Origin of the sequence: Streptomyces purpureus (assembly GCF_014648195.1) — a bacterium.
GTDB lineage: Bacteria > Actinomycetota > Actinomycetes > Streptomycetales > Streptomycetaceae > Streptomyces > Streptomyces purpureus.
Genome location: NZ_BMQQ01000007.1, coordinates 86402 through 98009, shown reverse-complemented (window position 1 = coordinate 98009; position 11608 = coordinate 86402). Strand labels below are relative to the sequence as shown.

Sequence of the window (11608 nt, the reverse complement as noted above, 5' to 3'; positions counted from 1 at the left end):
GGGCCTCCACCCGCCGGCTCCGGGCCCGCTCACGACACGGAGGTGTCATGGTCCGGCGTACGACACGAATCCTGCTCGGCATGGTCATGGTGATCGCGGCGGCCCTCACGGGCACCGTCGCCACCGCGGGCACCGCCCACGCCGACGAGTGCTACACCTGGGGACGCACCCTCTCCTCGGGCATGTCCGGCGCGGACGTCACCCAGTTGCAGATCCGGGTCGCGGGCCACCCCGGATACGGCGCGGTCCTCGCCGTCGACGGCTCCTACGGCCCCGCCACCAAGGCGGCCGTCACCCGCTTCCAGCAGGCGTACGGGCTGACCGCGGACGGCGTCGCGGGCCCGGCCACGTACGCCAAGATCTACGCCCTCCAGGACGCCGACTGCACTCCCGTCCACTTCACCTACGCCGAGCTCAACAAGTGCAACTCCGACTTCTCCGGCGGGGCGGTGAGCGCGGCCACCGCGAGGTCCAACGCGCTGCGCGCCATGTGGAAGCTGGAGGCGATGCGGCACGCCCTCGGTGACGTGCCGATCACCGTCACCAGCGGCTTCCGCTCACGGGCCTGCAACGCCGCGGTCGGCGGCGCCTCCGACAGCCGCCACCTCTACGGCGACGGCATCGACCTGACCGGCTCGCCCTCGCTGTGCCGGCTGGCCCAGCAGGCCCGCAACCACGGCTTCAACGGCATCCTCGGGCCGGGCTACCCCGGCCACGGCGACCACACCCATGTCGACACCCGCGCGAGCCGGTTCTGGTCGGCGAGCAGCTGCGGCATCTGACACACCGGTACGCAGGCGTCCGACACACTGGCACGAAGGCCCGCGCTCGCCCAGACTTGACGGCATGCCGGTCAAGCGCAGCGCGGGTCTTCTTCTCTACCGCACGACGGACGACGGCCTGGAAGTGCTCATCGGCCATATGGGCGGGCCCTTCTGGGAGAGGCGCGACGTGTCCGCCTGGTCGATCCCCAAGGGCGAGTACGGGCCCGACGAGACCGCGGAGGCCGCCGCCCGCCGTGAGTTCGAGGAGGAGCTGGGTCTGCCCGCGCCGGACGGCGAGCCGGTGCCCCTGGGCGAGGCCCGTCAGAGCGGCGGAAAGATCGTCACGGTGTGGGCCGTGGAGGCCGACCTCGACCCCACCATGGTCGTACCCGGCACCTTCTCCATGGAATGGCCCCGCGGCTCGGGCACCCTCCAGGACTTCCCCGAGATCGACAAGGTGGGCTGGTTCACCCCGGAGGCGGCCGCTCCGCTCCTTGTGGCGGGGCAACGCGTCTTCCTGGACCGGCTGGTCAGCCACCTCGGAGGGCAGGGCGACGGAGCGGGCCCCGGGCCGGACGAAGGCTGATTGTCAGACCCGTACGACATGGTGGGAGGTGCCAACCTGTCGAGAAGGAGCCCGACATGACCACCATGACGATCACCGCCTCCGAGCGCGCCGCCGCCCAGGCCTACCTCCGCCTCATGGAGACCGCCCAGGCGGTGCTCTCCGATCCCGGCCTCGCCCCCATGGCGGGGCTGGTGTTGTCCCACCCCATGGCCGAGGCCGACGAGGCGCTCCGGGCAGCCGGTCTCAGCGGGAACGAGGCGCATCTGCTGCGCCTCGTGTCGCATCTTCGCGTGGCCGGCCCGGCCACGCGTGCGTAGCCCGCCGAGGCCTTCTCCCCGCCCCGCCGCCGAAGGCCGGTTATTCGGCCGGTGCCGCTATGTTCCTTCGCATTCATCCGCCCCATACTGGCCGCGTGTCGGTCGTACGGGGGAGGCACCAGGTGGCGGAGCTGATTCGTACTCAGGACGGCCGGGAGCTCGCCGTGGAGCACCGCGGCGATCCCGGCGGCAGACCGGTCTTCCTGCTGCACGGCACACCGGGCAGCAGGCTCGGGCCCGCCCCCCGCACGGCGGTGCTCTACCGGCTCGGCGTGCGCCTGATCACGTACGACCGGGCCGGCTACGGCGATTCGGACCGGCTGCCGGGGCGGCGGGTCGCGCACGCCGCGGCCGATGTGGCGACGATCGCCGACGCCCTGGGCATCGACGAGTTCGCGGTGGTCGGCCGCTCCGGCGGCGCGCCGCACGCGCTGGCCTGCGCGGCCCTCCTGCCGGACCGGACGGTGAAGGCGGCCGGGCTGGTGGGCCTCGCCCCCCGGGACGCCCAGGGTCTGGACTGGTTCGAGGGCATGACCGAGTCGAACGTCCGCGAGTACCTCAACGCGGCGGCGGGGCGGCGCCAGCTCACCGGCTCGCTGGAGTTCCGGACGCTGACGATCCGGGCCGATCCGGCCGCCTCCATCGCGGACATGCGCAGCGCGTTGCCGGAGCCGGACCGGGTGATCGTGGCGGACAGCGGAATCCGCGCGATGCTGGTACGGAACTTCGCCGAGGGCCTGCGCAGTTCGGCGGACGGCTGGGTGGACGACGTGATGTCGTTCTCCACGGACTGGGAGTTCCGGCCCGAGGACATCCGGACACCCGTGCTGCTGTGGCACGGCGAGAAGGACGTGTTCGCGCCGGTCCAGCACACCCGCTGGCTCGCCGAGCGGATCCCGCGCGCCGAGATGGTGGTGGAGCGCGGGGCGGCCCACTTCGGGGCGCTGCGCGTGCTCACCCGGGTCCTGAGCTGGACCACGTGGTGAGCACGGAGCGCTGACGGCGCGCCGCGGCCTTGAGGGCCCCGGGCGCTCGGCCCGGGGCCCTGCTGTCGTCACACGGGCTGCGGCTCCAGGTCGCGGTTGAGCCGGCGCCAGGACCGCGCGCCCTCGGTGATCGGATGGTCGGCGCCGAGCTGTTTCGCGGCCAGCTCAAGGGCGCGCGAGCGCAGCTTCTGCGCCTCTTCCTCCCGGCCGATGGAGCGCAGCGTCACCGCCAGGTTGGACTGGCAGACCAGCACGTCCGGGTGGGCCGAGCCGTACCGCTCCAGGAGCCCGTCCAGGGCGGCCCGCTCCCACCGCTCGGCGAGGTCCACCCGCCCGGTGTCCCCGTAGGCGTTGGCCAGGTTCACCGCCGCACACAGCGTGTGCGGGTGGCGGGGCCCGAGCGCCTCCTCCAGGGCGGCCCGCACCGCCTCACCCTCCTGCGCCGCCTCCGCCGCGGCCCCCACCCCGCGCAGGTAGATGACCAGGTTGTTGCGGCAGGCCAGGGTGAAGGGATGGCTCGCGCCGAGCTGTTCGCGGTAGCCGTCCAGGATCTGCAGGGCGAGGTCGAGCGCGGCCTGCTTGTCCCCGGCGGCCGAGTAGTCGGCGGCGAGGTTGAGGCCGCAGGCGAGGGCGTCCGGCACCTTCACCCCGTACCGCTCGCGGTAGCGGCTGTAGGTGTCCTCGGTGATCCGTTTCGCCTCGTGCGGGTAGCCGGCCTTGCGCAGTGAGACGGCGAGGCTCTTGGCGGTGCGCAGCACCTCCGGCATGTCGGCGTTGAGGACCCGTTCGAAGGAGGCGGTGACCTCCCGCAGCACCTTCACGGACTCGCGGTAGTCGCCCGAGTCGCGCAGATCGCGGGCGAGGTGGCCCTTGGTGGTGAGGGTGTAGGGGTGGTCGTCGCCGAGCAGGGCGCTGCGGCGTTCGAGGGTCTCGTCGTCGAGCCGGCGCGCCTCCTCGCTGTCGCCGGTGAGGCGGTGGTCGATGGCGAGGTTGTTGGCGGCGATCAGGGTCCTGGGGTGGTTCTCGCCGAAGATCTGCCGCAGCCCGTGGTAGATCCGCAGGTCGCGTTCGAGCGCCTCCTCGAAGCGGCCGAGTCCGCGCAGGTCGGCGGCGAGGCTGCCGGAGGTGATCAGGATGCTGGGGTGGTCCTCGTGCAGGACCTGCATCTGGCGGTTGAGGGTGTCCTCGTCCATGTCGCGGGCGTCGGCGTACTTCCCCTGCGAGCGCAGCGCGTTGGCGAGTTCGAAGCGCAGGTTGAGGGTCTGCAGGTCGTTCTCGCCCAGTTCGCGGGTCCAGGTCTTGTTGAGCTGGTTGCCCAGCACCCGGGCGCTCTCCAGCTCGCCGCGCTTGAGGAGGTAGCGGACGCGGTCCACGAGGAGCTGGCGGCCCTTCTCCTCGTCGCAGTCGACGATGCCGGAGGGGCCGAGGTGCGGCCAGATCAGCTCGAACGAGGGCCAGCTCTTGGGGTCGTTGACGGGATTGTCGGTGTCGACGACCTCGGCCGGGCGGGCGGCGGCGAGGATGCGGTGGACCTCGTGCTTGGCCGCGTCCTGCTCCTCCGGGGTGAGCCCGGCGCGGACGGCGGCCTGGACGAGGCGGTGGACCTGGATGCTGCTGTCCGCCGGGTCGACCTTGGCCAGCGCGAACCGGTTGAGGGCCTGGATGACCTTGCCGAGCATGAAGCGTTCCCGCAGGTCGGGGTCGTACGGGCGGAGGGCCTCCAGCATCGTTCCGCTGCCGATCAGCCGCATGGAGATCGGCTCGGCGGAGAAGAACGCGCACAGTTCGAGGAGCCGGACGGCCGCCTTCGATTCGCCGCGCAGCCGGGCGATGGAGATGTTCCAGGTGGCGCCGATCTGCTGGGCGTAGTCCTCCGGCTTGCCGCCGAGGGCGAGGACCTTGGTGGTCTGCTCCCGCAGCTGTTCGACGTAGGAGTCGACGGGGGTGGCGGTCTCGGCCAGCCAGGCGGCGGCGACCTCGACGGCCAGCGGGAGGTCGCCGACGGCGTCGGCGACCCGGTCGGCGTCCTGGGCGGGGAGTTTGTGGACGCGGCGGCGCAGGTGCTCGACGCTCTCGGGCCGGGTGAAGACGTCGACCTCGATGGTCTCCACCCTGGTGGAGACGGGTTTGTTGCGGCAGGTGGCCAGAATGTGCCCGTAGAGGGAGTCGGAGATGGGGCCGGTCTCGTCGGGCAGCATCTCCAGGGTGCGGTCGAGGTCCTCGACGTTGTCGAAGATGAGCAGCCAGCGGGCGTACGGGACCCCGGACCTCAGGGCCTTCAGGGCGGCGGTGGCGGCCTCGGCGACGCTGTCGCCGGAGGAGATGTCCAGCTCCACGGCGAGTTCGGCGAGCGAGGAGACGACCCGGTCGGGCTGTTCGGCCTCGATCCACCACACCAGGTCGTAGTCGGCGCGGAACCGGTGCGCGTACTCCCGGGCGACCTGCGTCTTGCCGACACCGCCGAGGCCGTAGAGGACCTGCGGGAAGCGCTGGCCCGCGCGGGTGTCGCCGCGCAGCTGGTCGCGCAGCCGCTCCAGCATGGAGCTGCGGCCGGTGAACCACGCGTGCCGGGGCCGTACGTTCCACACCTGCGGTACGGCTCCGGGGAAGCGGGGCCCGCCGGCCGGGACGGGCGTGGTGGTGACGGCCTCGTCCCGGTCCAGGGCGGTCAGCAGGGCCGCGGCCGCGTCGGGGGCGTCGAGCCGGACGAGGTCGACCACGCCGCGGCTGCTGAGCGGCAGCCCGAGGCGTACGTCACCGACCCGGACGGGCACGAGCTGGCGGCGCCCGGCGGCCGGGTCGAGGTGGGCACCGGTCTCCCACAGGGCGCGGGCGCGGCGGGAGTTGAGGTACCCCTGGGAGACGACGGAGACGATGCGGTAGCCGCCGACCGTGGAGAACTCGGACTCGATCCCGGCGAGCGGGGTGGTGTGGACGTCGACGGGGACCACGTGGAATCCGGCCTGGGTGAGCACCGCGCCGATCCAGTCGGCCCACATCTGGTCCTCGGCGACGTACGACACGACGACGTTGGACGGCGGCACGGGCCGGCGGCGGGTGTAGGCGGCCACGTACGTGAGCCGTTCCGCCTCGTCGAGCGGGGGCATGGCGTTGACGGTGCCCTCGGTGAGGACGGAGGTGAGCCGTTCGCAGGCGGTGAGCAGCGACGACGACACGTTCGGGGCGTCGCCGAAGGTGGCGAGGATCTCCTCGTAGGCGTAGAAGGGCCGGTAGGGGATCTCCACGGAGCCCCAGTAGTGGGCGAGTTCCTCGCTGTTCATGCCGGAGGGCAGCCCGGGGAAGCTCTTGCGGGCCAGCGCCCGCCCGGCGTCGGCCTTCTCCTTCTCGCCGTCGTCGATCCGCATGGGGACGGGCAGGATGCGGATGTTGCGGTCGCCGAACCGTTCCTCGATGTCCCGGGCGACGGCGGACGCGCCGTCGATGCTCTGGTCGCTGAGGGTGAAGCAGACCACCAGGACCTGCGGCATCTGCACGGTGCAGATGTCGGCGATGTCGCTGAGGCCGGTACGGCTGTCGATGAGGGTGTAGTCGTAGTGGCGGCGCATGTCGGAACGCATCGCGTCGAAGAACTGGCCGCCGCCGAACCGCTCGTAGAAGTCGTCCCAGTCCATCCGGCCGACCGTCGAGGAGTAGTCGCGGTTGCGGCGGCCCGCGGAAAGGAAGTCGAGGCTTCCGCCGTAGGGAAAGGACCAGTTGAGAGAGGTGGCATGGGGGCGGACCCGGGCATAGTCACGGTGCCAGTCCGGTTCCCGGTCGGCGGGCCGGCGGGCCTCCTCCTGGTATTCGGTGATCAGGTTGATCAGACCCGGGGTGGCCTCCAGGTCGGCGAGATCGAGGAAAGGGTGGAAGAAGCGGTGCAGGCCTGGCGCCTCCAGGTCCCAGTCGACGGCCAGGACCCGGTAACCGTTGGCCGCCAGGATCCAGGCGGTGTTGGCGAGGGCCATGGTGCGGCCCGTGCCGCCCTTGTACGAGTAGAACGTGACGACGGTTCCTTCACGGTTCTCGGTCATGTCATGACCCCTCAGGCTTCTCGGCGTCGATCGATGGGTGGTCCGTGCCATGAACGGGGCGTGCGGGGACACCGGAGCCGTAGCCGATGCCGGTGGGAAGTACGTGCGGGATGGGCTCGCTCGGCCCCTCCGGAGGGTAGGTGCGGGCGTGGGCCGTGTAGTGCTTCTCGGCGGCCTTCACGGCCCCCGGGAGTTCCTGGCTGAAAGCCTTCAGGCTCGCCGGCCCGCCTCCGGGTGAGCGGTGGCCGCTGCTCTCCTGGACGCGTGGCGCGAGGGCGTCGTCGACGGCGGCCCGCAGTTCGTCGTCGCGGGGGCCGGCTTCCGGGTCGTCCCGGTTCCAGGGGACCATCACGCTGATCCAGGGCCGGTCCTCGGCGCTGAGGCGGCGGACCAGCTCCCGGCCGTGCGGGGTGGCGAGCGCCCAGCGGTCGAGCAGCAGCAGCCCGGGTGCCTTGGGCGGGCCGGGGGCGAGCAGCCGGGCGGCGTCCGCGTCGAACTCCCCCACCCTGACCCGGTAGTCGAGGTTGCGTACGAGGTCGGCGGCGTGCTCCACGAGAGGCCGGGAGGACTCCTGGAGGTAGGGGTTCCAGTCCCTGGCGTGGGTGCCGTAGCAGTCGGGGCCGCGGTCACCGGGCAGGTCCGAGCGGGAGCAGGCGAGGACGGAGAGGTCCAGCTCGCGGGCGGGCCCCGGCGGACCGAACGCGCTCGGCACGGCGAGGTAGTCCTGGTGCGGGTCACCATCCTCTATCTCGGTCTCCTCCGCGACGGAGACAATCCGTTTGGCGAGGAGGTAGACGGCCCGTTCGTACTGCTCCCGCAGATATCTGAGCTTGATCAGTCCGTAGAAGCCCTCGTCGGCGTAGTCGCTGCCGAAGCTGGCGTGGTTGAACTGGAGCCTTTCGGCCGGCTGCGGAAGCTGTTTGAGCGGTACGGGCACCCACAGCGCGGGCACGATCTCACTGACGGACTGGCTGTTGCTGCGCGACTGGTGGTGCACGGCGCGCTTGGAGAAGGCGAACCATTCGCGGCCGCACTGCTCGCTGAGGAAATAGCGCGGCGAGTACAGCGGGACGAAGACCCGGCAGTAGGCGAGCGCTTCGGAGAGCCGCTCCTGCCAGCCTTCGCCGGGCTGCATCTCCTGGTCCATGAACCCGGCCGGAACTCCTTCGGGCAGGGAGGTCATCTGCAGTACGTGATCGCAGAGATCCCGGTAGAAACGCTCCACCCAGAGATTCGGGTCCCGGTCCTTGGGGTGGTTCTTGGGCGTATGTGCGTAGCTGAGAAAGAAGTAGGGTCTTGGCACGGACTTGCCCGACCCGTTGCTGCCAGACACGAACGACTCCCCCCGTCCATGCAGATGGGAGGTCAGTGTAGGAAAGGCCAATTCATCGACGGAATAGCGTGAACGGACTGAATGGGCGGGCCAGTTGGCCGGTTCAGCTGTATCGGGCGGCGAGTGTCTCGTGCATACGGGCCACGAACCGCGCTCCGATCAGGGTCAGTTCGGGCGCGTCGTCAAGGCGCTGTACGGCCGCGGTGGCGCGGGCACGCCAGCTGGCGAACTCGGACTCGGCGACCTGCCCGGCCCCCGACCGGAGCCGGGCGTGCCAGAAGTCGGCGACGGCGAGGGCGGCGTAGGCGGGGGCGAGGGGGCCGTAGGTGGTGGGATCGGTGGCCCTGGGGTGGTAGAGGGCGTAGCGGTCGAGCAGGGCGCCGAGGGTGAGGAGGCGGCAGGAGCGCAGGAGGAGCAGGGCGAGCAGATCGGGCGAGGCGGGCAGGGCCGTGCCGACGGCGCCGGTGACCTGGCGGGAGGTGGTGGCGACCAGCCCGCCGTCGGGTCCGTCGAGGCCGTCCGGGGCGCGCAGGGGCACCACGGACCGCACACTCTCGGCCAACAGGTCCGCGTGATCAGGCAGTTGGGTGGTGAGGAGGGTCCATGCGACGGTGAGGTCCTCGGCCCAGATCTTGGTGGCGCCCCCGGTGGTACGGGCGGTGACGGGCCAGCCGTCGTGCTCGCGCAGCGGGTCGGTGTCCTCCAGCGCCGGGGACCAGCCGGGCAGTTCGACGACGCGTACGGGGTGCCAGTACGGGGAGCAGCCGTCGACGCCTTCGCTCCAGGCGATACGGAGGGTGTGCCGCCCGGCCCGTACGGTGAAGTCGTCGTCCTCGGCGGTGACCTGGGCGTGCGGGGCGCCGTCGGCGTCATCGGGGAGGATCACGACGCCGAGGCCGGGCAGGCGCAGGCGCCGGCCGCGCAGGGGGACGGTGACGGTGTCGCCGCGCCGGGCCCGTAGGGCGGCGGCCGCGGCGAGTTCGGCCAGGCCGCCGGTGGGGCCGGTGCCGTGCTGGAGGGTCCGGGTGGCCCAGGGGCGGGTCCAGGGGTGGGCGAGGACGGAGTCGAGCGCGTCGGGTGCGTCGGTGTCGAGGGCGGTGAGCAGCTCCCAGGCAGCCTTGGAGGTGCGGTCGTCGGAGGTGGCGGTGGCGCGTACGGCGGCGAGGAGGTCCCAGTTGGCGACGGTCTGGGCGTCGCGGAGGGCGGCGACCGTGGCGGCGTCGCCGTGGCCGGCGGCGAGTGCGTCGAAGCCGTCGAGGTCGTCGGCGGTGGCCGGCCAGGCGCGGGGGGCGGGGGCGGCGGCTTCCTCGCGGTCCCTGACGGCGGTGATCAGGGCGAGCAGGTCGGGGCAGTAGACGGAGGGGTGGTCGAAGCTGCCACCGCGGGGGCCGGTGCGGTAGCGGTGGGCGTACAGGCCGCCGCCGCAGGAGGTGACGACGGGGCAGTCGCGGCACTGGGCGGAGAGTTCGTCGGCGCTCTGCCTGCGGGCGGCCATGCCGGGGTGGGCGAGGACGTCGTCGAGGGTGTGACTGAAGACGTCCATGCCGGTGGCGGGTGCGCCGTCGTAGGCGGTCTTGAGGCTGTCGGCCTGTTCGAAGGCGCCGTCGGTCTCGATCACGACGAGGTCGGCGGGGGTGAGGCCGAGCGATTCGATGAGGCTGCTCTCGCCGCGCAGGGTCCGCCGGATCGATTCGAACATGCGGACAGGGACGGGGCGGCCGGCGGCGTCCCAGCGGTCGTGGACGGCCATGAGCCAGTCCGCGTACGGGGCCGGGGCGGCGCCGGGCCGGGGCGGGGGCTCGTCCCAGGTGGCGTGCGGGAGCAGGAAGTCGATGCGGGGCGGGTCGAGGGCGACGAGGGCGTCGTACACGGCGACGGGGTCGTTCTCGATGTCGATGGTGCACAGCAGCCCGGCGAACAGATGCCGGTATGCGGGCCGGTTGAGGAGTTCGACGGCCTTGAGGACCTGGGCGTGGCTGCTGCGGCCGTCGCGGAAGCGGCGGTGGCGGTCGTTCGCCTCGCGGTCGCCGTCGAGGGAGACCCCGACCTTGATGCCGTAGGTGTCGAAGAGGTCGAGGAAGCGTTCGTTCAGCAGCACCCCGTTGGTGTGGATGCGCAGATCGAGGGTGGTGACGCCGTCGGTGGCGCGGTGGAACTCCTCGGCGGCCATGCGGAGTCCGGCGGGTCCCGCGAGGAGGGGTTCGCCGCCGTGCAGCACGACGTGGACGGTGGTCAGGCCGTGGGCGCGGGCGTGTTCGGCGATACGGTCGGCGCTACGGGCCAGGATCGCCCGGCTGATGGTCTTGGGCCGCCCCCGCCAGCTCGTGTCCGCGTGTTCGTAGACGTAGCAGTGGTCGCAGGCGAGATCGCAGCGACTGTGCACCTTGACGACGAACTGGGAGAGAGAGGGCGGGGGGCGGTCCATGGGGTGACGGTGTCCCGGTGACTCAGAGCGATGACTGGAACGCTGCGTCCACCTGGGGGGCCGGGGCGCCGGTGGCCGGCACAAGATGGCTCAGGGAAGCGGCGGACCGGTCCCCTCCACCCCGGACCGCGGTCCGGTTCGTCAGCTGCGTCCGGGGAGCGGACGCACGGCGGGAGACGGTCCCTGGCCTGCTGGCCGCGGAGACGAGAGTGGTAGCCATGGAGTGCCTTTCGAGTATGAGTGATATGTGACAGGCACGGGCCTGCCATCACTGTGCTCCCCGCCCATCCCCATAGTGCAGCACTTCGGGCGAATTGGGCGGTTTGCGCACGCGCGGCCGACTCGCGCCCGAGGTAGGGAGCACCCTCGAGGCGGGTTCGCCGCACGCCGTAACTTCCCCCGGTGCCTCCAACGCCGGTGGGGGAAGGTGGTACCGGCCGGCGCCGGCGTGCCACTCGTTCGGGCGTAGAACCCACCATCGTTCAGGCTACTACGCCCGGGCGCGGTCGAACGTCGTCCTCCTGAACGTCGGCCGAACCTCAGGATCCTACGGCCAATGTTCTTGGGGGGACGGTGAGTTGCTCAAGTGGTCTCGCGACCCCGGCGGCGGTGGGCGGCGACCCGGGCGCGGGTGGCGCAGGTGGTGGAGCAGTAGCGGCGGGGGCTGCCGGGGCCGGTGCCGAGGAAGAGGGTGGCGCAGCCTGGGGCGGCGCACGCGCCCCAGGTGGCGCGACCGTACTCGGTGAGGATCCGGGCCAGGGCGAGGGCGCTGGAGGCGAGGAACCATGAGCCCCAGCCCGCGTCGTCGCCGCGGTCCGTGTGCAGATGCCAGGGGTGGCCGTCGTGGCGGGAGAGGCGGGGCGGGGCGGCGTGCGCGGCGAGCAGGGCGTTGAGGGCTTCGGCGGCGCGGTCGGTGTCGCTCTCCGTGAGGACGTCGGCGATCTCGCGGACGGCGGCGCGCAGTTCCTGGGCGTCGAGTTCGGAGAAGCTCCGCTCGGTGAGGTCGTCGGGTCGTTCGCCGTGCGCGGCGAGGAGGGCGGCGAGGGCCGCGCGGGGCAGGTCGGGTGTCGCGCGGACCGCGTTGGCCAGGTCGATGAGCCGAAGTTCGGGGGTGAAGCCGTGCCCGGTCCCGGTGTCGCCGCCCATCGGCCTGCCCTTCGGTTCTGCGGTGCGCTTACGTGGAT

8 protein-coding genes are annotated in these 11608 nt (G+C 72.0%); 4 read left to right on the top strand and 4 right to left on the bottom strand.

Translation table 11 applies throughout. The features are described from left to right. Nucleotides 1-47: 47 nt before the first annotated feature. The 4 genes from IEZ01_RS11760 to IEZ01_RS11745 all read left to right on the top strand — a co-directional run bounded on the left by IEZ01_RS11760 (nt 48) and on the right by IEZ01_RS11745 (nt 2635). Entirely contained in the window at nt 48-782 is a 735-nt protein-coding gene (locus IEZ01_RS11760) for a D-Ala-D-Ala carboxypeptidase family metallohydrolase (protein ID WP_189201557.1), read from the top strand. A gap of 64 nt (nt 783-846) precedes the next feature. Next, nucleotides 847-1350 carry an NUDIX hydrolase gene (locus IEZ01_RS11755; RefSeq protein ID WP_019884102.1) on the top strand — a complete coding sequence of 168 codons (504 nt, stop codon included), beginning with the start codon at nt 847-849 and terminating at the stop codon, nt 1348-1350. Between the two features lie 56 nt (nt 1351-1406). Next, nucleotides 1407-1649 carry a hypothetical protein gene (locus tag IEZ01_RS11750; protein ID WP_019884103.1) on the top strand — a complete coding sequence of 81 codons (243 nt, stop codon included), beginning with the start codon at nt 1407-1409 and terminating at the stop codon, nt 1647-1649. A gap of 122 nt (nt 1650-1771) precedes the next feature. Next, on the top strand, nt 1772-2635 hold the full coding sequence (locus tag IEZ01_RS11745) for an alpha/beta fold hydrolase (RefSeq protein ID WP_189201555.1): 864 nt from the start codon (nt 1772-1774) through the stop codon (nt 2633-2635). 68 nt (nt 2636-2703) lie between these two features. Here the strand turns inward: IEZ01_RS11745 and fxsT are convergent, their stop codons facing one another. The 4 genes from fxsT to IEZ01_RS11725 form a co-directional block, all read right to left on the bottom strand. Next, complete coding sequence (fxsT, locus tag IEZ01_RS11740; protein ID WP_189201553.1) at nt 2704-6666, bottom strand: FxSxx-COOH system tetratricopeptide repeat protein; 3963 nt, start codon at nt 6664-6666, stop codon at nt 2704-2706. 1 nt (nt 6667) lies between these two features. Further along, complete coding sequence (locus IEZ01_RS11735; protein ID WP_063828500.1) at nt 6668-7999, bottom strand: TIR-like protein FxsC; 1332 nt, start codon at nt 7997-7999, stop codon at nt 6668-6670. 103 nt (nt 8000-8102) lie between these two features. Then, nucleotides 8103-10424 carry an FxsB family cyclophane-forming radical SAM/SPASM peptide maturase gene (locus IEZ01_RS11730; protein WP_189201551.1) on the bottom strand — a complete coding sequence of 774 codons (2322 nt, stop codon included), beginning with the start codon at nt 10422-10424 and terminating at the stop codon, nt 8103-8105. A gap of 582 nt (nt 10425-11006) precedes the next feature. After that, a complete protein-coding gene (locus IEZ01_RS11725; RefSeq protein ID WP_189201549.1) occupies nt 11007-11570 on the bottom strand; it encodes a CGNR zinc finger domain-containing protein in 564 nt (187 codons plus the stop codon). Nucleotides 11571-11608 lie beyond the last annotated feature (38 nt).

Coding starts and splice junctions, on each gene's coding strand:
- IEZ01_RS11760 (WP_189201557.1), top strand. CDS start 48: ATGGTCCGGCGTACGACACGAATCCTGCTCGGCATGGTCATGGTGATC.
- IEZ01_RS11755 (WP_019884102.1), top strand. CDS start 847: ATGCCGGTCAAGCGCAGCGCGGGTCTTCTTCTCTACCGCACGACGGAC.
- IEZ01_RS11750 (WP_019884103.1), top strand. CDS start 1,407: ATGACCACCATGACGATCACCGCCTCCGAGCGCGCCGCCGCCCAGGCC.
- fxsT (WP_189201553.1), bottom strand. CDS start 6,666: ATGACCGAGAACCGTGAAGGAACCGTCGTCACGTTCTACTCGTACAAG.
- IEZ01_RS11730 (WP_189201551.1), bottom strand. CDS start 10,424: ATGGACCGCCCCCCGCCCTCTCTCTCCCAGTTCGTCGTCAAGGTGCAC.
- IEZ01_RS11725 (WP_189201549.1), bottom strand. CDS start 11,570: ATGGGCGGCGACACCGGGACCGGGCACGGCTTCACCCCCGAACTTCGG.